The sequence below is a fragment of the Amycolatopsis sp. WQ 127309 genome (genome assembly GCF_023023025.1).
Classification (GTDB): domain Bacteria; phylum Actinomycetota; class Actinomycetes; order Mycobacteriales; family Pseudonocardiaceae; genus Amycolatopsis.
In genome coordinates this window covers 3,674,740-3,695,848 of the sequence record NZ_CP095481.1, presented here as the reverse complement: position 1 = coordinate 3,695,848, position 21,109 = coordinate 3,674,740, and the positions used below count along the sequence as shown (strand labels likewise).

At 72.0% G+C, this 21,109-nt stretch carries 21 protein-coding genes; 12 read left to right on the top strand and 9 right to left on the bottom strand.

Translation table 11 applies throughout. From position 1 onward, the window contains the following. Positions 1-6: 6 nt before the first annotated feature. The gene (locus MUY22_RS17410; protein WP_247060939.1) at positions 7-243 is read left to right on the top strand and encodes a hypothetical protein; all 237 of its coding nucleotides are present in this window, start codon (positions 7-9) and stop codon (positions 241-243) included. Positions 244-390: 147 nt separating this feature from the next. Here MUY22_RS17410 and MUY22_RS17405 read toward each other — a convergent pair whose 3' ends face one another. Beyond that, on the bottom strand, positions 391-1,548 hold the full coding sequence (locus MUY22_RS17405) for an acyl-CoA dehydrogenase family protein (protein WP_247060937.1): 1,158 nt from the start codon (positions 1,546-1,548) through the stop codon (positions 391-393). Between the two features lie 115 nt (positions 1,549-1,663). On the opposite strand from MUY22_RS17405, the gene MUY22_RS17400 reads away from it, so the two are divergent. Further along, complete coding sequence (locus MUY22_RS17400) at positions 1,664-3,337, top strand: class I adenylate-forming enzyme family protein (protein WP_247060936.1); 1,674 nt, start codon at positions 1,664-1,666, stop codon at positions 3,335-3,337. A gap of 9 nt (positions 3,338-3,346) precedes the next feature. Here the strand turns inward: MUY22_RS17400 and MUY22_RS17395 are convergent, their stop codons facing one another. Then, positions 3,347-4,357, bottom strand: coding sequence for an Lrp/AsnC family transcriptional regulator (locus MUY22_RS17395; protein ID WP_247060935.1), 1,011 nt, complete (start codon positions 4,355-4,357; stop codon positions 3,347-3,349). Between the two features lie 100 nt (positions 4,358-4,457). Here MUY22_RS17395 and MUY22_RS17390 point away from each other — a divergent pair, with 100 nt between their 5' ends. Beyond that, positions 4,458-5,162 carry an SDR family NAD(P)-dependent oxidoreductase gene (locus MUY22_RS17390; protein ID WP_247060934.1) on the top strand — a complete coding sequence of 235 codons (705 nt, stop codon included), beginning with the start codon at positions 4,458-4,460 and terminating at the stop codon, positions 5,160-5,162. A gap of 15 nt (positions 5,163-5,177) precedes the next feature. On the opposite strand, the gene purE is transcribed toward MUY22_RS17390, so the two are convergent. The 5 genes from purE to MUY22_RS17365 form a co-directional block, all read right to left on the bottom strand. Beyond that, entirely contained in the window at positions 5,178-5,675 is a 498-nt protein-coding gene (gene purE, locus MUY22_RS17385) for a 5-(carboxyamino)imidazole ribonucleotide mutase (RefSeq protein WP_247060933.1), read from the bottom strand. A gap of 10 nt (positions 5,676-5,685) precedes the next feature. Next, positions 5,686-6,870 (bottom strand): 5-(carboxyamino)imidazole ribonucleotide synthase, encoded by a 1,185-nt coding sequence (locus MUY22_RS17380; protein ID WP_247060932.1) that lies wholly within the window; start codon positions 6,868-6,870, stop codon positions 5,686-5,688. 102 nt (positions 6,871-6,972) lie between these two features. Continuing rightward, positions 6,973-8,181 carry a glycosyltransferase 87 family protein gene (locus tag MUY22_RS17375; RefSeq protein WP_247060931.1) on the bottom strand — a complete coding sequence of 403 codons (1,209 nt, stop codon included), beginning with the start codon at positions 8,179-8,181 and terminating at the stop codon, positions 6,973-6,975. Continuing rightward, a complete protein-coding gene (locus tag MUY22_RS17370; RefSeq protein WP_247060930.1) occupies positions 8,156-9,508 on the bottom strand; it encodes a glycosyltransferase 87 family protein in 1,353 nt (450 codons plus the stop codon). The genes MUY22_RS17375 and MUY22_RS17370 overlap by 26 nt, the downstream gene beginning before the upstream one ends. A gap of 71 nt (positions 9,509-9,579) precedes the next feature. Then, a complete protein-coding gene (locus MUY22_RS17365; RefSeq protein WP_247060929.1) occupies positions 9,580-10,428 on the bottom strand; it encodes a GGDEF domain-containing protein in 849 nt (282 codons plus the stop codon). Positions 10,429-10,697: 269 nt separating this feature from the next. Between MUY22_RS17365 and MUY22_RS17360 the strand changes: the two genes are divergently transcribed. The 8 genes from MUY22_RS17360 (at position 10,698) to MUY22_RS17325 (ending at position 18,221) form a co-directional block, all read left to right on the top strand. Next, the gene (locus MUY22_RS17360; protein ID WP_247060927.1) at positions 10,698-12,926 is read left to right on the top strand and encodes a sigma-70 family RNA polymerase sigma factor; all 2,229 of its coding nucleotides are present in this window, start codon (positions 10,698-10,700) and stop codon (positions 12,924-12,926) included. Positions 12,927-12,936: 10 nt separating this feature from the next. Beyond that, a complete protein-coding gene (locus MUY22_RS17355; RefSeq protein ID WP_247060925.1) occupies positions 12,937-13,446 on the top strand; it encodes a GtrA family protein in 510 nt (169 codons plus the stop codon). Between the two features lie 38 nt (positions 13,447-13,484). Further along, entirely contained in the window at positions 13,485-14,012 is a 528-nt protein-coding gene (locus MUY22_RS17350; RefSeq protein ID WP_247060924.1) for a GtrA family protein, read from the top strand. Positions 14,013-14,251: 239 nt separating this feature from the next. Beyond that, the gene (locus tag MUY22_RS17345) at positions 14,252-15,559 is read left to right on the top strand and encodes an MFS transporter (RefSeq protein WP_247060922.1); all 1,308 of its coding nucleotides are present in this window, start codon (positions 14,252-14,254) and stop codon (positions 15,557-15,559) included. Between the two features lie 10 nt (positions 15,560-15,569). Continuing rightward, positions 15,570-16,418: an NAD(P)H-binding protein gene (locus MUY22_RS17340; protein WP_247060921.1), complete on the top strand. Its 849-nt coding sequence runs from the start codon at positions 15,570-15,572 to the stop codon at positions 16,416-16,418. 19 nt (positions 16,419-16,437) lie between these two features. Then, on the top strand, positions 16,438-17,088 hold the full coding sequence (locus tag MUY22_RS17335) for a response regulator transcription factor (RefSeq protein ID WP_247060920.1): 651 nt from the start codon (positions 16,438-16,440) through the stop codon (positions 17,086-17,088). Positions 17,089-17,180: 92 nt separating this feature from the next. Continuing rightward, positions 17,181-17,813 carry a response regulator transcription factor gene (locus MUY22_RS17330; protein WP_247060919.1) on the top strand — a complete coding sequence of 211 codons (633 nt, stop codon included), beginning with the start codon at positions 17,181-17,183 and terminating at the stop codon, positions 17,811-17,813. 3 nt (positions 17,814-17,816) lie between these two features. Continuing rightward, entirely contained in the window at positions 17,817-18,221 is a 405-nt protein-coding gene (locus MUY22_RS17325; protein ID WP_247060917.1) for a Pvc16 family protein, read from the top strand. Here the strand turns inward: MUY22_RS17325 and MUY22_RS17320 are convergent. Together MUY22_RS17320 and MUY22_RS17315 are read right to left on the bottom strand one after the other, a co-directional pair. After that, positions 18,218-19,501: an ATP-binding protein gene (locus MUY22_RS17320; RefSeq protein WP_247060914.1), complete on the bottom strand. Its 1,284-nt coding sequence runs from the start codon at positions 19,499-19,501 to the stop codon at positions 18,218-18,220. The genes MUY22_RS17325 and MUY22_RS17320 overlap by 4 nt on opposite strands. Before the next feature lie 3 nt (positions 19,502-19,504). Continuing rightward, on the bottom strand, positions 19,505-20,200 hold the full coding sequence (locus MUY22_RS17315) for a response regulator transcription factor (protein WP_247063947.1): 696 nt from the start codon (positions 20,198-20,200) through the stop codon (positions 19,505-19,507). Positions 20,201-20,242: 42 nt separating this feature from the next. Between MUY22_RS17315 and hisN the strand changes: the two genes are divergently transcribed. After that, positions 20,243-21,028, top strand: a complete 786-nt coding sequence (hisN, locus tag MUY22_RS17310; RefSeq protein ID WP_247060912.1) for a histidinol-phosphatase — start codon at positions 20,243-20,245, stop codon at positions 21,026-21,028. Positions 21,029-21,109: the final 81 nt, after the last annotated feature.

Sequence of the window (21,109 nt, the reverse complement as noted above, 5' to 3'; positions counted from 1 at the left end):
ACGAACATGACAAAACGCTTTGCCGACCCGGGCGCGGCGCAGTTGGATCCCGGCATGGCCAAGCGACGTTATGTGGCGAGAGGCGTGCCGGGCGGCTACCGGATCTGGGACAACAAGGGCCGCCGCTGGTGGGGCGACCACTACGAGCTGTGCCCCGACGACCTCCTGGCCGAGCTCAACGGCGCGAAGGACCCGGCGACGATGACGGCGCTCCTCAAGCGGCACCGAGCCCAGCGCCGATGAAGCCGGACCCAGGGTTCGCAGGCGACGGGCTCGAACCTCCGGCGCTAGCGGCCGCCGATCTTGATCGCCCGCGGCGCGGGTCTCTTGACGACACGAAAACGCCCCCGGCACCAGCAGGCACCGGGGGCGTTCGAGGTCTGTCGTGGGTCAGCCCTTGAGCAGGGCCCGGGCCATCACGACCTTCTGGATCTGGTTCGTGCCTTCGTAGATCTGCGTGATCTTGGCGTCGCGCATCATGCGCTCCACCGGGAAGTCGCGGGTGTAGCCGGCGCCGCCGAAGAGCTGGACGGCGTCCGTCGTCACCTCCATCGCGATGTCCGACGCGTACATCTTCGCCGCCGAGGCCATGAAGCCCGCGCGCTTGTCGCCGCGCTCGGAGGCTGCCGCGGAGGCGTAGACCAGGTGGCGGGCCGCCTCGATCTTGGTGCCCATGTCGGCCAGCATGAACTGGACGCCCTGGAACTCCGCGATCGCCTTGCCGAACTGCTTGCGCTCCTTGACGTACGCGATCGCCGCGTCGAGCGCGCCCTGGGCGATGCCCAGTGCCTGCGCGCCGATCGTCGGGCGGGTGTGGTCCAGCGTGCGCAGTGCCGTCTTCAGGCCGGTGCCGGGCTCGCCGATGATGCGGTCCGCCGGGATCGTGCAGTTCTCGAAGTAGATCTCGCGCGTCGGGGAGCCCTTGATGCCGAGCTTCTTCTCCTTCGGGCCGACCGAGAAGCCCGGGTCATCCTTGTGGACGACGAACGCCGAGATGCCGTTGGCCTTCTTCTCCGCGTCCGGGTCGGTCACGACCATCACGGTGTACCAGGTCGATTCACCCGCGTTGGTGATCCAGCACTTGGTGCCGTTGAGGACCCAGTGGTCGCCGTCGAGCCGCGCGCGGGCGCGCATCGACGCGGTGTCCGAGCCCGCTTCGCGCTCCGACAGCGCGTACGAAGCCGACGCCTCGCCCGACGCGATCGAGGGCAGGACCTGCTTCTTCAGCTCTTCCGAGGCCGACAGGATGATCGGCTGGGTGCCCAGCTTGTTCACCGCCGGGATCAGCGACGCCGACGCATCGACGCGGGCGACCTCTTCGATGACGATGCAGGCGCCGACGGCGTCCGCGCCCTGGCCGTCGTACTCCTCGCCGATGTGGACGGCGTTGAAGCCCGACTTCACCAGCGCGTTGTACGCCTCGATCGGGTAGCGCTCGTTCTCGTCGACCTCGGCCGCGTACGGCGCGATCTCCTTCTCGGCCAGGGCCCGGACCGCGGCCCGCAGCTCCTCGTGCTCCTCGGCAAGCTGGTACAGGCCGTCGGTCACTTCCGGTCACCTTCTCTACGACGTCGGGAGAGTTCCACCGATGTTAGCGCTCGTTCACTGACTGCGTCGGCCGTCGTCCTTGTGTCCTTGACCGCAGAATTCGTATGGTCGAGTGATGCCGCTCACCGCGCCGACGACGCCGCCCGGTTTGCCCGCCTCCCTCGACTACCCCGAAGTCCCGGTCGGTTCGATCCTCGCCGCGGGCGCCACCCGCTGGGGCGACCGGACCGCCTTCGCCCAAGACGGCCGCAGCCTCACCTTCACCGAGACGTACCGGGCCGCCTGCCGGTTCGCGAACGCCCTGATCGAGCGCGGCATCGGCCGTGGCGACGTCGTGGCGCTGCACCTGCCGAACTGCCTCGCGTTCCCGATCGCCTACTACGGCACGCTCATGGCCGGGGCCACCTTCAGCCCGACGAACCCGCTGCTCCCGCCGGACGACCTCGCGTTCCAGCTCGCCGACTGCGAGGCCGCGGCCGTCGTGACGTTCGGGCCGGTCGCGGGCGCGCTGGCGAGCGTCGCCGGCCGGATCCCGGCGAAGTTCGCCGTCGTCGTCAACCCGGCGGGCGACCTGCTCGACGACCAGGTCGAGTTCGAGGCGTTCCACGCCGGGCAGCCGGAGACGCGGCCCGAGGTCGCCATCGCCGTCCACGACGACCTCGCGCACCTCGCCTACACCGGCGGCACCACCGGCCGGTCGAAGGGCGTGCGGCTGACGCACCGCAACGTCGTGGTCAACACCCTCCAGCACTCGTGCTGGGGCTCCGGCTCGGTGCCGGCGCTCGACGCGGACGGCGAGATCACGATCGACCAGATCGGCAGCGAGGACGAGTGGCCCTCGCGGCTCGGCACCGGCGTCGCGATCAACCTGACGCCGTGGTTCCACGCGATGGGCATCATCGGCGGGATGAACGCGGCGATCATCGGCGGCACGACGACGGTGCTCCACGCGCGCTTCGACCCGGCCGCCTACATCGCCGACGCCGAACGCCTGCGCGTCACCGGTCTCGGCGGCGCGCCCGCGCTGTTCGCGGCGCTGCTCGCGACGCCGTTGTTCCACACCGCGGACCTCTCGTCGGTGCGCTCGATCGGTTCCGGCGCGGCGCCGATGAACCACGCGATGATCAACGCGCTGCGCGAGCGCTTCCCGGGCGTGGTCGTCGCCGAGGGCTACGGCCTCACCGAGGCGACGATGGGCGCGGTCATCTCGCCGACGTACCGCTCGGGCACCCGCAAGGTCGGCTCGGTGGGCGTCCCGATCTTCGACACGCAGGTCAAGGTCGTCCCGGCCGAAGGCGGCGAGGACCCGGTCCCGGCGGGCGAGCGGGGCGAGGTCTGCCTGCGCGGCCCGCAGATCATGCAGGGCTACCGCAACCGCCCGGAGGAGACGGCGGCCGCGCTGGTCGACGGCTGGCTCCACACGGGCGACATCGGCATCCTCGACGAGGACGGCTACCTGTCCATCGTGGACCGCAAGAAGGACATGCTGCTGTACAAGGGGTACAACGTCTTCCCGCGCGAGCTGGAGGAGCTGCTGATCACGATGCCGGGCGTCGCGGCGGCCGCGGTCGTCGGCCGCCCGGACACCGAGGTCGGCGAGCTGCCGGTGGCGTTCGTGGTGCCGCGCGGAGACCTGGACGCGGCCGAGCTGATGGCCGCGATCAACGAGAAGGTCGTGCCGTACAAGCGGTTGCGGGAGATCCACGTCGTCGAGCAGATCCCGGTGTCCGCCGCCGGGAAGGTGCTCAAGCGGCAGCTGCGGGACCAGCTGCCGGCCAAGCTCGACTGAGGCCGGCTGTCAGGCCAGGCGGTCGCCGGAGAGGTGGGTGGCCGCCTGCTTCACGTGCCTGAGCAGCGGGGAGACCTCCATGCTCTGCAGGCCCGGCAGGGAGCCGATCTGGTCGGAGGTGAACTCGAACAGTTCGTCCAGGTCCCGGCAGTGCGCGACCGCGTGGAGGTTGTGCGGGCCGGTCACCGCCGCGGCGAAGGCGATCTCCGGCAGCCGGGCCAGGGCGCGGCCCAGGGTCTTGACCGCCGACGGGTGCACGCGCAGCCAGAGGTTCGCTCCCGCGTGGTAGCCCAGCGCCGTCGCGGCGAGCTCGACGTCGATGTGGACGGCCCGGCGCTCCAGCAGCATCTGTAAGCGGCGTGACGCGCGCCCGGGCGTGAGGTCCGCCGCCGCGGCCAGGTCGACCAGGCTCGCGCGGCCGTCCTCGGCCAGCACGGCGAGCAACCGCTCGTCCCCGGGCGTGAGGCGCACCGGCTCGCGGGCCACGACCGGGGCCTCCGTGAACGGCTCGCCGACGGCCCCCAGCGCGGCCTCCTGCTCCGGCGTCAGCGTGCCGCGCAAGGCGGCCCAGTAGTGGCCGCGGCCGCCCATGAACTGGCGCAGCATCGCGGCCGCCTGGATGTCCAGGACGGCCGCCGTGCGCGGGAGCTGCCTGCCGAGCAGGTCGTCACGCTGTTCCCGGGTGCGGGACCGGACCGCGCAGGTGATCTCGGCCCCCGCGGCGCACAGCGCCACCCAGCTGACGTCCTCGCGCTTCGCGAGCGCGTCGGCGATGGCCGCGACGCTGCCCGGACGGCAGCGCAACCGCACCAGCCACTTGCTCTGCCCCAGCGCGCCCGGGTCGACGATGCCCGCCACCCGGACGATGCCGTCGGCCCGCAGCCGCCGGTAACGCCGGCCGACCGCGGCTTCGGTGAGCCCGAGCGCCTCGGCGATCGCGGCGAACGACGCCCGCGGAGCTATCTGCAGCGCCCGCAGGAGACGCACATCTTCCGGCAACGCGGCGACGGATTCGGCCATCAACGCTCCTCCTGTCGAGGCAATCCTACAAATCACCCCGATGAACGCGCTGTGAAGACGTCATCGCGGTGAGACTGGAAGCCGAACCGAAGGAGACGGAATGACCGAACCCACTGAACCCACCGCCCTCGTCGTCGGCGCGTCCCGCGGCCTCGGCCACGCGATCGCCACCGAGCTCTTCGACCGCGGGTGGCACGTCATCGGCACCGTCCGGGACACGACCGCCCGCACGCCCCTGCACGACCTGGCGGACCGCTCCGGCGGGCGCGTCGAGGTCGAGCACCTCGACATCACCGAACCCGGCCAGCTGCCGCCGCTGCACGAGCGGCTCGCGCACCGGCGGCTCGACGTGCTCTTCGTCAACGCCGGGACGACCAACAACCCGCAGACGCCGGTCGGCGAGGTCTCCACCGCCGACTTCGTCGACGTGATGGTCACCAACGCGCTCAGCCCGATGCGCGTCGTCGAGGCGCTCCGGGACCTCGTGCCGCCGGACGGGCTCATCGGCGCGATGTCGTCCGGCCAGGGCAGCATCGCGAACAACACCGCCGGCTCGCGCGAGGTCTACCGCAGCAGCAAGGCCGCGCTGAACATGTTCATGCGCAGCTTCGCGGCCCGCCCGGCCGAGGCCGAGCGCGCGCTCGTCGTCATCGCCCCCGGCTGGATCCGCACGGCCCTCGGCGGGCCGGACGCGCCGTTCACCATGGAGGAGACCGTCCCGCTGGTCGTCGACGTGCTCCTGGCGAAGCGCGGCAAGCCGGGCCTCGAGTTCCTGGACCGCAACGGCGAGACCGTGCCCTGGTGACCGGCGAGTGACCGGCTAGTGGCCGGCCTTCGCGCGCAGGGCCGCGTCCTTGTCCAGGACCAGCTTCTCCAGGTCCAGCTGGAACTGCGTCATCTTCGACCGCAGGCCCTCGTCGGACGCGGCCAGGATGCGGACCGCCAGCAGGCCCGCGTTGCGCGCGCCGCCGACCGAGACCGTGGCCACCGGGACGCCCGCCGGCATCTGGACGATCGACAGCAGCGAGTCCAGGCCGTCCAGGTACTTCAGCGGCACGGGGACGCCGATCACCGGGAGGACGGTCGCCGAGGCGACCATGCCCGGGAGGTGGGCCGCGCCGCCCGCGCCCGCGATGATCACCCGGATACCGCGCGCCACCGCCGACGTCGCGTAGTCCAGCATGCGCTGCGGGGTGCGGTGCGCCGAGTAGACGCCGACCTCGTAGCCGACGCCGAACTCGTCGAGCGCCGCGCCGGCCGCTTCCAGCACCGGCCAGTCCGAGTCGCTGCCCATGATCACGCCCACCTGCGGCGCCATAGCTGTTCTCCTAGTGGATCTCGTGGCCGTCGAGCCAGACGGCGTGGGACAGCCAGTGCGCCGAGAGCAGCGCGCGGTTGCGCAGGTCGTCCAGGCGCTCGCCGGTGAAGTTGACGTGCCCGAGCTTGCGGCCCGGCCGCTCCTGCTTGCCGTAGAGGTGCACCCGCGCCTCCGGGTACCGCGCGAAGAGGTGGTGCAGCCGCTCGTCCGGCCCCATCTCGGGCAGCACCGACGCGCCCAGCACGTTCGCCATCACGCACGCGGGCGCGACCATGTCGGTGCGGCCCAGCGGGTAGTCGAGCACCGCCCGCAGGTGCTGCTCGAACTGCGAGGTGCGCGAGCCGTCCATCGTCCAGTGCCCGGAGTTGTGCGGGCGCATCGCGAGCTCGTTGACCAGCAGCCCGGTGTCGGTCTCGAACAGCTCGACCGCCAGCAGGCCGGTGACGTCCAGCGTCGACGCGACACGCAGCGCGAGGTCCTGCGCCTCGTGGACCCGGGCGTCCGAAAGCCCCGGCGCCGGCGCGAGGACCTCGGTGTTGATGCCGCCGGTCTGCACCGTCTCGACCACGGGGTACGCCGCGCCCTGGCCGAAGGGCGAGCGGGCGACGAGCGCGGCCAGCTCCCGCCGCATCGCCACCTTCTCCTCGACCAGCAGCGGCGTGCCCGCCGCCAGGAGTTCCGGCACGGTCTCGCGCGCCTGCTGCGCGGTGTCGAGCATCCAGACGCCGCGGCCGTCGTAACCGCCGGTGGACGCCTTGAGCACCACGGGCCAGCCGTGCTCGCCGCCGAACGCCAGCACGTCGTCCACAGTGGACACTTCGGCGAAGGCGGGGCCCGGCACGCCCATGCCGGCCATCATCTCGCGCATCACCAGCTTGTTCTGCGCGAAGCCCAGCGCGGCCGGCGCCGGCCGGACGACGTAACCCTCCATCGCCAGCGTCAGCAGGTGCTCACCCGGCACGTGCTCGTGGTCGAACGTCAGCACGTCGACCGAGGCCGCGAACGCCCGCAGCGCCTCGAGATCGGTGTGGTGGCCCTGCACGACGTCGCCGGCGACGAGCCCGGCGGACTCGTTCTCGCCCGCGGCGAGGACGCGCAGTGACTGACCGAGGGAGATCGCCGCCTGGTGGGTCATCCGGGCGAGCTGCCCGCCGCCCACCATGCCCACGACGGGCAGACCGGTGTGTTTATCCATAGCGACACCAGACTACTGTGTCGACATTTGCCAATCCGGCTGGCAGTCACGGCGGAAAGGGCGCCGGTGAGCAGGCCGGTTCCGGACCGTGTCCGCCTGCTTTCAGCCGGCTTGGCAAGCGGTGACCACCTGCGGTGACCGCCGGACCAGCCGTAGCTCACGCGCCGCGAGCCCGAGGATCCCCGCCGCCGCCGCGAGGACGTAGGCGTTGCCGAGGACCGAAAGGCCCAGGCCCCAGCCGAACTCCGTGTCACCGCCGTTGGGCACGAGCATCACGATCTGCGAGGCGAACAGCACCGCGACGGCCGCCGCGGCCCAGCGGCGGCCCTTCACCAGCAGCAGCGTGATCAAGGGCACGCACCAGACCCAGTGGTGCGACCACGACACCGGCGACAGCAGCAGCCCGTAGAACGCCGTCACCAGCAGGGCCGCCGCGCTCTCACCGCGCCGGTGCAGCCGCACCACCAGCCACACCGCGGGCACGGCCAGCACCGCCGCCACCCCGACCGCCACCGCCAGCGACCAGGGCGCGAGCTCCGAAGCCCGGCTGACCAGCCCGTTGAGCGACTGGTTGAAGATCCAGTGCACCGACCCGACCCGGCTCGGGTCGGTCGCCGAATCCCGCCAGAACCGCAGCGCGTCGACCGGGATGACCGCGAACATCACCGCTTCCAGCGCGACGAACGTGCCCAGCGCGCGCAGCCCGTCCTTCCACCGGCCGGTGAAGAACAGGTGCGGCACGAAGATCAGCGGGGTGAGCTTGATCGCCGCCGCCACGCCGATCAGCACGCCCGCCCAGCGCGACCGCCGCGCCGCGAGCACCAGGACGTCCAGCACCACGAACGCCATCAGTATCAAGTTGATCTGGCCCAGGAACAGCGTCTTCCACACCGGTTCCAGCGCCAGAGCGGCGGCCGTTCCCGCCGGCAGCGCCCACCACGCGGGTGAGCGCCCCGGCGACGACGAAACCACCGTGATCACGACCATAAGGGCGACCACCGACAAAAACGCGATCACGCCCCAGACCAGGCCGGACGGCACGAGCGCGAACGGCAGGAAGAGCGGCGCGGCGGCCGGGGTGTAGGTGAACGGCAACCGCACCCAGTCGGGCAGCGCCGTCAGCACATCGCGGGTGTAGAGCGGGTCGCCGTGGACCAGCGTCAGCGCGCCGGCGCGGTACACGGCGCTGTCCGCGCCCAGGTGCCACCCGGCCAGCCAGGCGAGGACCCCGAAAGCGAGGACGACGAGTGCGAGGACCCCGGCGAGGACGCGGCCGGTGCGGGCCTCAGACGCCGGTGGGGACGTCGACATGCTCGCCGGCCGCCGCCTTCTTCTTCCGGGCCCGCCGCTGCAGGCCCCAGCGCAGCGCCAGCGCCAGCGCGAGCACCACCGGCATCAGGATGTACGCGTCGCCCAGCACGTTCTGCCAGACCGTCCAGTGCAGCTCGACGTTGCGCCCGTTGGGCAGGATCAGCAGCACGCAGCTGACGAACACGAACGCCGCGAGGAACGTCCCCACCCAGCGCTTCCACGCCGTCGCCGGGGTCGTCTTCGGCAGCCGCGACACCAGCAGCACGATCAGCGGGACCACCCACACCCAGTGGTGGGTCCACGAGATCGGCGAGATCAGCAGGGTCCAGAACGCCGTGACGAGCAGCGCGGCCAGCGCCTGGCCCTTGCGGTGGAACCGGATGAGCAGCCACAGGGCCGGGATGGCGAGCAGGAAGCCGATGCCCATGGCCGCCTTGGACGCCCACGGCGCGAGGTCGGTGGCCCGGTTCATCAGCGCGTTCAGCGACTGGTTGCCGGCCCAGTGCACCGGCCCGATCCGGCCGGTGTCGGGCAGCGTGATGGTCCAGTACTTGGCCGCGTCGTGCGCGTTGATCAGGAACATCAGGCCCTGGAGCAGCACGAACGTCGCCAGGCCGCGCAGCGCGTCCTTGCGGCGGCCGGTGATGAACAGATGGCCGAGGAACACCAGCGGCGTGAGCTTGATCGCCGCCGCGACGCCGACCAGGACGCCGCCCCAGCGACTGCCGCGCGCGCCGATGACCAGCATGTCCAGCAGGATCATGGCCATCAGGATCAGGTTGATCTGGCCGAGGAAGATCGTCCGCCACACCGGCTCGAGGCCGAGGAAGACCAGGAAGAACACGATGGTCGAGCGGGCGGGCGAGGCCCACCAGCGCGGGCCGTCGGCGGCCGGGCGGGGCAGGGCGCCGATCGCGATCCGGATCGAGAGGGCCATCGCGCCCAGCGAGATCGCGGTGATCAGGCCCCAGGAGATCTGCGTCGGGAACGCCGCGAGCGGGACGAAGATCAACGCCGCCGTCGGCGGGTAGGTGAACGGCAGCAGCGCCCACCACGGCTCGTTGGCGAGGGTGTTCGAGTCGTAGAGGGAGTCGCCGTGCAACAGGGTCAGCGCGCCCGCGCGGTAGACCGCGCTGTCCACGCCGAGCACCCAGTCGTGCTGCCAGCCCCAGATGCCGTACCCGATCGCGACCAGCGGGATCACCGACAGGATCAAGATCGACCGCGGGCGCACGGACAGCCGGGCGAGTGACCTCCGCAGGGCCAATCGGTGCGCGGATCTGGCCGCGACTTCGCCGTCGACGTCGGTGGATACGGTCCTGGTCACCGCACCAGGAAATCATGGCGGCCCGGGTCCAGGTCAGAAGGGTCCGGGCAGAACCGGACTTTCCGGGTGTTCTACACCCTGGCGAGGCGCGCCAGCAGGTCGCAGGCCGATTCGTGGGTGGCCGGCAACCGCACCGCCGAGACGCGCGCCTGACCGGCGTCCGCCAGCTGCGCGTCGACCGACAGCCGTTCGTGCAACGCCCTCCTCAGCGCGACGCCGTGGGACGCGACCTTGTCGTCGCGCTGGACGAGCGCGGCGACGACCGACGGCCCGAGCGAGGCGACGCTCTGCCCGCTGGCGAACACCGCCCGCAGGGCGTCCGCGACCAGGATCATCCCGGTCAGCCGCGGGAAGCCGGCGACGGTGCTGAGGTCCAGCGAGACGACCAGCAGCATGTGCTCCTCGGCCGCGGGCCGCTCGCGCGCCGCGGCGGCCTGGTAGAGCTCGGCCAGCCGCGTCCGCAGGTAGGCGGCCGAGGGCAGGCCGGTCAGCGGGTCGGTGACCTCGGTGTGCACGAGCTGGTCGGTGGCGACGTCCGCCCAGGCCAGCGCCGTCACCCGGAGCAGCCGGGACGGCGTGGCGTCGACGTCCGGTGAGACGAAGCCGTCACCGACGTGGTCGAGCACCGCGTGCAGCGCGGCCAGGTCGGCGAGGGTTTCGGCGAGTCCCGCGCCGGCCGCCGCACGGGCCCGGGCCAGCCCGGCCAGCGCGGTTTCGGCGGCTTCGACGCGGCCCTTGGTCAGCACGGCCGCGCAGACGGCGTCGACCTCGGGCAACGCCCAGTCGCTCGGGAAACGCCAGCCCGCGGCGAGGCTCGCCGTGCGCCAGCGGCCGCGCAGGGCGCGGAGGGTGCGGTCGCGCTCGGCGGTGGACGGAACGTCACCGGGGCCGGAACGCGTACCGGTTGCCGGAACTTCCACAGGCCACCGCCCCTTTCGTCCGGTCCGTGTCGATCTTGCTCGGTGCTTCACGATGAGGACGGTCGACGGAGTACCCCGTGACGGCGTACTCACCAGTTTTGTTAAGAAGCTTTTCCCCGAAGCTCGCGAAGGCCGGGTGATTTTCTTGCGCCGTCGGTGTCTTCACCCCCACCACGACGTGACCGCTCAGGGTGGGTCAGTCACACTTGCCTCGTGCCCCGGGCCCGCCTGTAATGGCAGGTCCAGGCCTTAGCCGACCGAGGAGTGCCGTGTCCACCATTCCCGCCGATCTCAGCGGAAAGAGTGACGCCGAGCTGATCGCGGAGGTCCGCGCCGGGAAGATCGCGTCGTACGGCGGTCTGTACGAACGCCACACCGGCGCGGCGCACAACCTCGCTCGTCAGCTGGCCCGCTCGAGCTCCGAGGCCGACGACCTGGTGTCCGAGGCCTTCGCGAAAGTGCTGGACACGCTCCGTGGTGGCAAGGGACCGGATACCGCCTTCCGGGCGTACCTGCTGACCGCCCTTCGCCACACTGCGTACGACCGAACGCGCAAGGAGCGCCGGGTCGACCTCAACGAGGACATGAGCGAGGTCGGCGGGGCCGCGGCCGAGGCGCTGACCGTCCCGTTCTCCGACACCGCCGTCGCCGGGCTCGAGCGGACGATGGCCGCGAAGGCGTTCGCGCGGCTGCCCGAACGCTGGCAGGCCGTGCTCTGGCACACCGAGATCGAGCAGCAGAGCCCGGCCGAGGTCGCGCCGCTGCTGGGACTGACCGCGAACGGCGTCTCCGCGCTCGCCTACCGCGCCCGTGAGGGCCTGCGGCAGGCGTACCTCCAGGTCCACCTGCAGGAGAACGCCGAGGAACGCTGCCGCGCCTGCGCCGAGCGGCTCGGCGCGTGGACGCGCGACGGGCTGTCCAAGCGGGAACGCGCCCAGGTGGAGTGCCACCTCGACGAGTGCGACAACTGCCGGGCGCTGGCCGCGGAGCTGGCCGACGTCAACGGCGGCCTGCGCGCGATCATCGCCCCGATCGTCCTGGGCGGTGCCGCGCTGGGTTACCTCGCGACCATCGGCGCGGCCAAGGCGAGCGCGGCCACCGCGGCCGCCGCCGGTGCGGCCGCCGCCGGTGCGGCCGCCGGTGGCAAAGCCGGCGCGGCCGCCGGCGCCGCCGCCGCGGGCCCCCGCCAGTTCGCCGGGGTCGCCGCGTCCGGGACGGCGGTCGTCGCGGCCGTCGTCATCGCGCTGACGGCCGGGGGCGGGGCGCAGGACATCCCCGCCGCGGCCCAGGTGCCGCCGCCGATCGTCCAGCCCGTCGTGCCGCCCGCACCGCCGAAACCGGCCCCGCCCGCGCCACCCGCTCCCCGGCCCCGCCAGCTGCCGCCCGCCGCGCCGCCGGTGGAGCCCCCGCCCGCACCCGTCGTGCCGCCGCCGGCGCCCACCCCCGCTCCGGAACCGGCGCCCACACCGGCGCCGCCCGCGCCGGCCCCGCCGAAGGTGTCCGCGACGACCCCGCCGGACGGCGTCGAGCTGCAGCCCGGCGCCGGGCCCGTCAGCCTGCCGATCACCGTGCGCAACGACGGCGGCAGCGTGTCCGAGCCGGTGGTCGCCGCCCTGAAGCTGCCACCGGGCGTGCACGCGGTCGAGTCGGGCGGTGGCGGCGCGCCGTTGGCGTTCGCGCAGGACGCGGCGGCCCCGATCTCGGTCAACTGCCCGGGTGGTGAGGGCACGGTGACGTGCAAGACGGGCGCCGGCCTGCAACCCGGCCAGAGCGCCACGCTCAACTTCCGGCTCGAAGCCGACGAGGACGCCGCGGGCGGCACGGTGACCGGCTCGGTCACCGCCGGCGTGCAGATCAACGTCGCCGTCAGCGTCAAGGTCACCGTGAAGCAGCCGCCGGACGCCGTGGTCCTGGAAGCCCAGGGCGACGGGCTTTCGGCGTTCCCGTGGACCCGCAACCCGCTGGTCTACGTGCGCGTCCGCAACACCGGCGAGACGACCCGGCCGGTCACAGTCACCTTCGACCACGCGCTCTGGCAGTGGTGGAGCCTGCGCGGTTTCCCGTGCACGCCGACCGCCGACGGCGCGAGCTGCACGACGACCGGCTCGGTGGCGCCCGGCCAGCACGTCAACCTGTGGGTGCGGCTCAAGGGCCGGCCCGACGACGGGCAGGTCACGATCGGCGCGCAGCTCGGCAAGGCGTCGGCCGGACCGGTGACCGTCGACTTCGGCTGCTGGCACCACTGGTGCGGGAAGGACCCGCGGCCGCCGACGACGCCGACGACCACTGTGCCTGCTACGTCGGGCACGACGACGCCGTCGAAGCCCAAGCCGTCGCACACCCCGTCCAGCACACCGCCGGCGACGAGCGAGCCCGAACCGACAAAAACCCCACCGCCGTCGTCGACGACCTCAAGCGCCCCACCGGTTCCCGGCAAACCGGGCGACAAGCAGCCGACGGTCACCCCCGAAAGGGCTTTCGGCTGGTTGACCGGGTAGCGTCCGCGCGGTGCGCGAGCTGCTGAAAAAGCATCGCGAGCTCCTCCGCTTCGCCGTTGTCGGCGGGATCAGCTTCGTGATCACGATGTCCGTCAACTACGGCTTGAAGTTCACCGTGCTGCGGACCCACCCGGTCACGGCGCTGATGATCGGCGTCCTGGTCGCGACGATCTTTTCCTACGTCGCCAACCGCGAGTGGTCGTTCCGCACCCGCGGCGGCCGCGAGCGCCACCACGAGGCCGCACTGTTCTTCCTGATCAGCGGGATCGCGCTGGGCCTGAACGCGCTGCCGCAGTGGTTCTCGCGGTACGTCCTGCACCTGCAGGCGCCGCAGCTGTCGCCGCTCGGCGTCGAGGTGGCCGACTTCGTCAGCGGCATCATCATCGGCACCCTGCTCGGCACGGTGTTCCGCTGGTGGGCGTTCAAGAAGTGGGTCTTCCCGGACGAGGACGCCCGCACCGTCGCCACGGCCGCCGAAGCCGCGGATGATCCGGACATTCACGGCAGCAAGGCCGCCTGAACCACAGGTCACGGCGGTGTGCTCCTAGACTGGGTCGTGTGACCGTTGTGGAGACCGTGCTCAAGCGCACGCCGGAGCCACTGCGTTCGGTGCTGATCAAGCACCGGGAGCTGCTGAAGTTCGCGATCGTGGGCGGCACGACGTTCGTGGTCGACAACGGCGTCTGGTACTTCCTCAAGCTGAGCGTGCTGGAGTCGAAACCGACCACGGCGAAGGCGATCGCGATCATCGTCGCGACGATCGTGTCGTACATCCTCAACCGCGAGTGGTCGTTCCGCACCCGCGGCGGCCGGGAACGCACCCACGAGGCCGCGCTGTTCTTCGTGATCAGCGGCGTCGCCGTCGTGGTGAACCTGATCCCGCTGTACGTCTCGCGGTACGTGCTGGACCTCGAAGTCCCGCACGTCACGCGGCTGGTGATGGAGGTCGCGGACTTCGCGAGCGGGTCGATCATCGGCATGCTGCTGGCGATGTTCTTCCGCTTCTGGGGCTTCAAGAAGTGGGTCTTCCCGGACGAGCTGGGCGAGCGCCGGCGCGACAACGGTGACGTGACCCGCCTGCGCTGAGCGCTCTCCGAAAAGTACTTGTCTCCTGACATGTAGTTGTCTACAGTCAACTCTGTCAGTGTTCCTTCATGAGGACGCCGTCCGGGTTCGGCCGGGCGAGCGGGACGATTCGAGGTGGTTTCCGAGCGCGAAGAGGTCGCACCCGTCCGCGGGTGACGATGGAGCCTTTTCCCGACTCGACGGGACGCGTTTTTCGACGCGTCCGGACATCTCTCGTCCCTTCTTCACGAGGACATCCCTTGATCACAACCGCGCCTTCGCGCGCCCAGAAACATGTCAAAAAGCCGGCCCTCGTCGGGCTGTTCCTGTCCGTTTTCCTCGCGATGCTCGACGCCCAGGTCGTCGCCACCGCCCTGCCGCGGATCGCCGCCGAGTTCGGCGGGACCGGGGCGTACGCCTGGGTCACCACCGCCTACCTGCTCGCCGGGAGCGTCACCGCGCCGCTCTACGGCAAGCTCGGTGACGTCTTCGGGCGCAAACGTGTGCTCCTGGGCGCGCTCGCCCTCTTCCTGCTCGGTTCGCTCGCCTGCGGCCTGGCGCCGTCGGCCGGCCTGCTGGTCGCCGGCCGCGTCCTGCAGGGCGCCGGCTCCGGCGGTCTCTTCGTCTCCGTCGGCGCTTCGCTCGGCGAGATGTTCACGCCCCGCGAAGGCGCGAAGTACTTCGGGTGGTTCTCGATCTGCTTCGCCGTCGCCTCGCTCGCGGGTCCGGTCGTCGGTGGGCTGCTCACCGGCCTGACCGGGTGGCGGTCGATCTTCCTGGTCAACCTGCCGCTCGGCCTGGTCGCCGTCGCGCTGCTCAAGAACCTCGACCTGCCGCGGCGGCGCAGGGACGCGCCGTTCGACTTCGCCGGTGTCGTCCTGCTCGGGGTGACGATCACCGGGTTCACGCTGCTGACGCCGTGGTCGATCCCCCTCGGTGCCGCGGCCGCCGTCACCTTCGTGCTCGTCAAACGACGGGTGAAAGCGCCAGTCCTCCCGCTGCGGCTGTTCCGGGACCGCACGTTCTCGGTGTCCGTCGTGCTCAGCGTGCTCGCCGGGTTCGCCTTCCTCGGCTCGATTAACTACGTCGCGGTCTTCCTGCAGGCCGACGCCGGCCCGGCGGAAGGCGGCCTGCGGCTCGTGCCGATGACGATCGCCGTGGCGGTCTCGTCGGCCGTCGCGAGCCGGGTCATCGCCCGCACCGGCCACTATCGCTGGGCGCCGCGGCTCAGCATGGCGCTCGGGCTCCTGGCGATGCTCGGCCTCACCACGGTGCACGGGCTGCCGCTCGTCCTGTCCTGCCTCGTCGTCTTCGGTCTCGCGGCCGGGCTGAACCTGCAGGTTCTCGCGATGGCCACGCAGAACACGGCGCCGGCCGCGGACCGGGGCGCGGTCGCCGCCGGCATCAACCTCGCCCGCGCGCTCGGCTCGGCCCTCGGCCCGGTCGCGCTCGGCTTCGCTTACGGCGCCGGGACCCACGGCGTCTTCCTCGCCCTGCTGCCCGTGCTCGCGCTCGCCCTCGTCACGGCGTTCGCGCTCCCGCACGTGCCGCTCCGCGACCACCACTAGGAGAACCCTGATGATCTTCGTCCTCGGCGCCACCGGCAAGGTCGGCCGCGCCCTCGTCCCCGCCCTGCTCGACGCCGGTGCCGCGGTCCGCGCGCTGACGCGTGACCCGGCCAAGGCCCGGATCGACCCGCGCGCCGACGTCGTCCAGGCCGACCTCCACACCGCCGACCTGCCCGCGCTGCTCGCCGGCGCGGACCGCGTTTTCGTGCTCACGCAAGGGTTCCAGCACGAAGGAGCCATCGCGAAGGCCGCCGCGAACGCTGGTGTCACCCACCTCGTCAAGCTGTCCACCACCGGTGTCCACTTCGGACAGACGGATCCGATCACGCTGGCCCACGCCGAAGCCGAGCAGGCCGTGCGCGAAGCCGGTCCGGCGTGGACGATCCTGCGGCCCGGCGCGTTCATGGACAACCGCTTCGCCTGGCTGCGCACCATTCGCGAGGAGAACGCCGTGTACGTGCCCGAAGGCGACCCGGCGTCCGCGCTGGTGCACGTCCGGGACATCGCCGCGGTCGCGACGCTCGCGCTCACGACGTCCGGCCACGAAGGCGCGACCTACGAACTCACCGGCGGCGAGGCGCTCACCACCGAACGGCAGGTCGCGATCCTGTCGGACGCACTCGGCCGCGAGATCGAGTACGTCGAAGAGTCGGAAAGCGCGGCCCGCCAACGCATGACGCGCATGTACGGCTGGCCCGCCGAAGCCGTCGACGGCTTCTTCGCGCTGAAGCAGGCGTCCGCCGATCACGAGCACGTCGTCTTCGGCACCGTCGAGCGGCTGCTCGGCCGGCCGCCGCTGACCTTCACCGATTGGGCGCGTGAGAACGCGGCCGCGTTCACCTACCATTACCGGGGGTGACGGCGGGGAGGTGAGGCGGGTGGCCGGCGGCTTGCGCGTCCTCGTCGTGGACGACCACCCGCTGTTCCGCTTCGGCGTGTGCACGCTGCTGGCCGCCGAGCCCGGCATCGAGGTCGCGGGCGAGGCGGCGAGCGGCGCGAACGCGATCAGCGCGGCCGCGGCGCTGCGCCCGGACGTCGTGGTGATGGACCTGCACCTGCCGGACCTGTCCGGGATCCAGGCGACCCGGCACATCGTGGCCGAGTGCCCGGACGCCAGCGTGCTGATGCTGACGATGGCCGACGAAAGCGAGTCGGTCTTCGCGGCGATGCGCGCCGGCGCCCGCGGTTACCTGCTCAAGGACGCCGAGCCGGACGAGATCGTGCGGGCCGTGCGCGCGGTGGCGCGCGGCGAGGCGATCTTCGGGCCCGACGTCGCCAACCGCGTCCTCGGTTTCTTCAGCCGGCCGCCGCCGGTCAGCGACCCGGTGTTCCCGGAGCTGACCGGGCGCGAGCGCGAAGTGCTTTCGCTGATCGCGGCCGGGCACAACAACGGCGTCATCGCGAACATGCTGTGCCTGAGCCCGAAAACGGTGCGCAACCACATCTCGAACGTCTTCGCCAAGCTGCACGTCGCGGACCGGGCCGAGGCGATCGTCCGGGCCCGCGAAGCCGGCCTCGGGCTCCCCTGACCCGGGCGACATCGGGACACCGGTCCCATGCGCCCGGGACACCCCGGCGGGCAGGCTGGAGGGCCTGCACCGGGCGAGGGGAATGGGGGGCGATGTTCGAATCCGACCGGACGCCGGTGGTGGTGCGTGCCACCGATCCGATCCTGCACAACGGCGTCTGCGTGGCGCTGCGTTCGCGTGCCGACGTCCGGGTGGTGGACGGGGACCCGGCGGCGTCGGCGGGGGTCGCGCTGCTGGTCGCCGACCGGCTCGACGAGCCGATGACCCGGCTGCTGTCCGCGCTGCACCACCAGGGCTTCACCCGGATCGTGCTGGTCGCGGGCGAGGTCGACGACAACGATGTCCTGGGCGCCGTCGAGCACGGCGTCTGCGTGGTCGCCCGCCGCGCCGACGCCGGCCCGGAGGTGCTCGTCCGGCTGATCAAGGCCGCCGCGGCCGGCGAGGGTGCTCTGCCTCCCGACCTGCTCGGCCGGCTGCTGAACCGGGTGTCCCGCCTGCAGCGCCAGGTGCTCGAGCCGCGCGGCCTGTCCGCGGGCGGCATGAGCAACCGCGAGACGGAGGTGCTGCGCCTGGTCGCGGCCGGGTGTTCGACGCAGGAGATCGCCGACCGGCTGAGCTACTCGCAGCGCACGGTGAAGAGCATCCTGCACGACGTGACCAACCGGTTCCAGCTGCGCAACCGGTCGCACGCGGTCGCCTACGCCCTCCGCGAAGGGCTGATGTGACCCATGATCGCCCAGGTCGACGACGCCTTGTGCCGGCTGCTGCGCCCCTGCCTGCCCGCGGGGACGCAGATCCGGCTCGATCCGCCGAAACCGGCCTGGCAGACGGAGTCGCAGGTGCGGAGCGTGGAGCTGTTCCTCTTCGCGCTGCGCGACGCCGTCGGGGCGGAAGAAGAGAGGGAGGGGAAGCGCGCGGCCCGGCGCTGCGCGCTTTCCTACCTCGTCACCGCGCGGGCCGGGGCGGTCCGGGAGGAGCACGACCTGCTCGACGCCGCGCTGAACGCCGTCCTCAGCGCCGAATCGCCGCTGCGGGTGGAGCTGGGCGCGACCGATCCGGCCCAGCTGTGGACGAGCCTCGGCATGCCCGCGCGAGCCGGGTTCGTCCTGCTCGTGACGGCCGACATCGGTTAACGCGGGACGCGCTCGGCGGGCCAGCGCACCTCGGGGACGTCGCTCGGCTTGGGGACCTTGAGGAACAGGCTGAACACGGCCGGACGGCGGTTCGACAGCTCCAGCCGGCCGCCGTCGGCCTCGACCAGGGCCCGGGCCAGCGCCAGCCCGACGCCGGTGGAGCCGCCGCCGGAGAAACCGCGTTCGAAGATGTGCGGGGCGAGCTCGTCGGGGACGCCGGAGCCGGTGTCGCTGACCTCGACGACCACCGTGCCCTCGGCGTCGCCGCGGCGGGCGACCACGCTGACCGTGCCCGAGCCGTGGCGCAGCGCGTTGTCCAGCAGGACGCCGATGACCTCGCGCAGGCGCCCGGGCGTGGCCCGCGCCATCAGGCCGTCGGCGACGCGCATCCGCAGGTTGCGGCCCTCCGAGCGGAGCAGCTCGCGCCACTCCTGCGCCATCTTGGGCAGCTGGTTCGGCAGGTCGACGGGTTCGGCGCCGACCTCACGCGCGGCGCGCGCGGCCGCCAGCAGCCCTTCGAGCGCCTCGGCGAGCCTGTCCGCCTGCTCCTGGGCCGCCTTCGACTCGTCGGCCACTTCGCCGTCCGGGTGGACGGTGAGCGGTTCGAGCCGCAGCTGCAACGCCGTCAGCCGGCTGCGCAGCTGGTGCGAGACGTCCCCGACCAGCTGCCGTTCCCGCTGGACGAGCTGGGCGAGCGCGGTGCCGGACGCGTCCAGCGCCTCGGCGACCATGTCGAGCTCGCCGACGCCGTAGCGGCTGGGGTCGGGCCGGAAGTCGCCGCCGCCGAGCCGGGACGCGCGTTCGGCGACGTGCCGCAGCGGTTTGGCCAGCCGCCGGGCCGTCACCAGCGCCACCACCGCGCCGGTGGTGATCGACAGCAGCACCAGCAGGATGACGACGAGCGTCACCGTCGTCTGCCGCTCGTGCATCGGGCCGGCCGGGACGGCGATCTCGACCTTGCCGTCGCGGGCCAGGTCGGCCGTCTCGGTGACGGTGTCGGGGCCCGGGTCGCTGCCGTAGCGCTTCTCGATCTGGTTGCTGGCGCGGACGGTCAGCAGGCCGTTGACCGGGACCGCGGCCCGCACCTGGTCGAGGTCGATCTCCTCGCCGTTCGCGATCTCGGTGTCGAGGATCGCCGCCGCCGCGCGCGCGTTTTCCGCGAGCGTCTCCCGGTAGCTCGATTCGATCTGCCAGCTCGCGACGATGCCCAGCGGGGTACCGAGCACCGCCGCGGTGACCGCGACGGCGAGGAGGATGGCCAGCAGGATGCGGCGGCGCACGGCTTATTCGGCGTTGAAGCGGAAGCCGACGCCGCGGACCGTGGCGATCCGCCGTTCGCCGTCGTGGGTCTTGCTGGTGCGCCCGGCGGCCTCGTCGGCGGCGATGGCGAGCTTCCGCCGCAGCCACGACATGTGCATGTCGAGCGTCTTGGACGTCTTCGACTCGAGGTCGTTCCACACCTCGGCGAGGATCTCGTCGCGGCTGACGACCTGCCCGGCGCGGGTCATCAGGACGCGCAGCAGCTCGAACTCCTTGTTCGCCAGCTGCACCTCGTGCAGGTCGACGGTCACGAGCCGGGCGCCGAGGTCCATCCGGACCCCGCCGGCCTCGAGCACCTCGGGCACCCGGCGGCGCAGCAGCGCGCGGATCCGGGCGAGGAGCTCGGCCAGCCGGAACGGCTTGGCGACGTAGTCGTCGGCCCCGGCGTCGAGGCCGACGACGAAGTCGACCTCGTCGGTCCGGGCCGTGAGCATCAGGACGGGCAGCTCGGTGCCGTTGGCCCGGAGGCGCCGGCAGACCTCCAGCCCGTCCATCCCGGGCAGCCCCAGGTCCAGGACGAGCAGGTCGACGCGCTGGGCGGCGGTGGCGTCGAGCACCGAAGGGCCGTCGGTGACGACGTGGATCTCGTATCCCTCACGTTCGAGGGCGCGGGAGAGCGGTTCGGCGATAGCCGGATCGTCTTCGGCGAGTAGGACCATGCTCACCTGGCCAACTCTACGGCGGGGAGGCGTGAAACCATCGTGACCGTGCCTGGCTACGGAGATGATCTGGCCCTCGCCACCCGGCTGGCTGACGCCGCCGACGCGATCACGACGGCGCGCTTCCGCGCCCTGGACCTGAGGGTGGAGCGCAAGCCCGACCGCACCCCGGTGACCGACGCGGACACCGCCGTCGAAGACGCGATCCGCGCGGTGCTGGCGGCGGAGCGGCCGGAAGACGCCGTGCTCGGCGAGGAGCGCGGCGGCTCGGCCGCGACCGGCCGGGCCTGGGTGCTCGACCCGATCGACGGCACCAAGAACTTCCTGCGGGGTGTACCCGTTTGGGCGACCCTGATCGCCTTGGTGGTCGACGGCGACCCGGTCGTCGGCATGATCAGCGCGCCCCTGCTGGGCCGCCGTTGGTGGGCGGCTACGGGCGCCGGGGCGTTCTCGTCCGACTCCGCCGGGACCCGGCAGCTGTCGGTTTCCGGCGTTTCCTCCCTTTCGGACGCCTACGTGTCCACCACGGACGTGAACTCGTGGCGCGAGTACCACTCGCGCGAGAAGTACCTGGACCTGCTCGACGCGTGCTGGGAGTCCCGCGCGTTCGGCGACTTCTGGCAGCACGTCCTGGTCGCGGAGGGCGCGATGGACGTCGCGGCCGAGTGCATCGTGAACCCCTGGGACGTCGCGGCGGCGCAGGTGATCGTCACGGAAGCGGGCGGCCGCTTCTCGGACCTGGACGGCGCGGGCCGCTACGACAACGGAAGCGCCCTGTCGTCGAACGGCCTCCTGCACGACGACGTGCTGGGGATCCTCAAGCGTTGACGGGATAGGCCGCTTGGCGGGCACTTCTTGACCGGTCCGAACCGCCGGTGATTCACTCCCAGTGCTCGCCGGGTCACCCCT

What these genes read in the sequence shown, in the direction of transcription:
- MUY22_RS17410 (WP_247060939.1), top strand. Translation starts at nt 7, where the DNA reads ATGACAAAACGCTTTGCCGACCCGGGCGCGGCGCAGTTGGATCCCGGC.
- MUY22_RS17400 (WP_247060936.1), top strand. Translation starts at nt 1,664, where the DNA reads ATGCCGCTCACCGCGCCGACGACGCCGCCCGGTTTGCCCGCCTCCCTC.
- MUY22_RS17395 (WP_247060935.1), bottom strand. Translation starts at nt 4,357, where the DNA reads ATGGCCGAATCCGTCGCCGCGTTGCCGGAAGATGTGCGTCTCCTGCGG.
- MUY22_RS17390 (WP_247060934.1), top strand. Translation starts at nt 4,458, where the DNA reads ATGACCGAACCCACTGAACCCACCGCCCTCGTCGTCGGCGCGTCCCGC.
- purE (WP_247060933.1), bottom strand. Translation starts at nt 5,675, where the DNA reads ATGGCGCCGCAGGTGGGCGTGATCATGGGCAGCGACTCGGACTGGCCG.
- MUY22_RS17380 (WP_247060932.1), bottom strand. Translation starts at nt 6,870, where the DNA reads ATGGATAAACACACCGGTCTGCCCGTCGTGGGCATGGTGGGCGGCGGG.
- MUY22_RS17375 (WP_247060931.1), bottom strand. Translation starts at nt 8,181, where the DNA reads ATGTCGACGTCCCCACCGGCGTCTGAGGCCCGCACCGGCCGCGTCCTC.
- MUY22_RS17340 (WP_247060921.1), top strand. Translation starts at nt 15,570, where the DNA reads ATGATCTTCGTCCTCGGCGCCACCGGCAAGGTCGGCCGCGCCCTCGTC.
- MUY22_RS17330 (WP_247060919.1), top strand. Translation starts at nt 17,181, where the DNA reads ATGTTCGAATCCGACCGGACGCCGGTGGTGGTGCGTGCCACCGATCCG.
- MUY22_RS17325 (WP_247060917.1), top strand. Translation starts at nt 17,817, where the DNA reads ATGATCGCCCAGGTCGACGACGCCTTGTGCCGGCTGCTGCGCCCCTGC.
- MUY22_RS17315 (WP_247063947.1), bottom strand. Translation starts at nt 20,200, where the DNA reads ATGGTCCTACTCGCCGAAGACGATCCGGCTATCGCCGAACCGCTCTCC.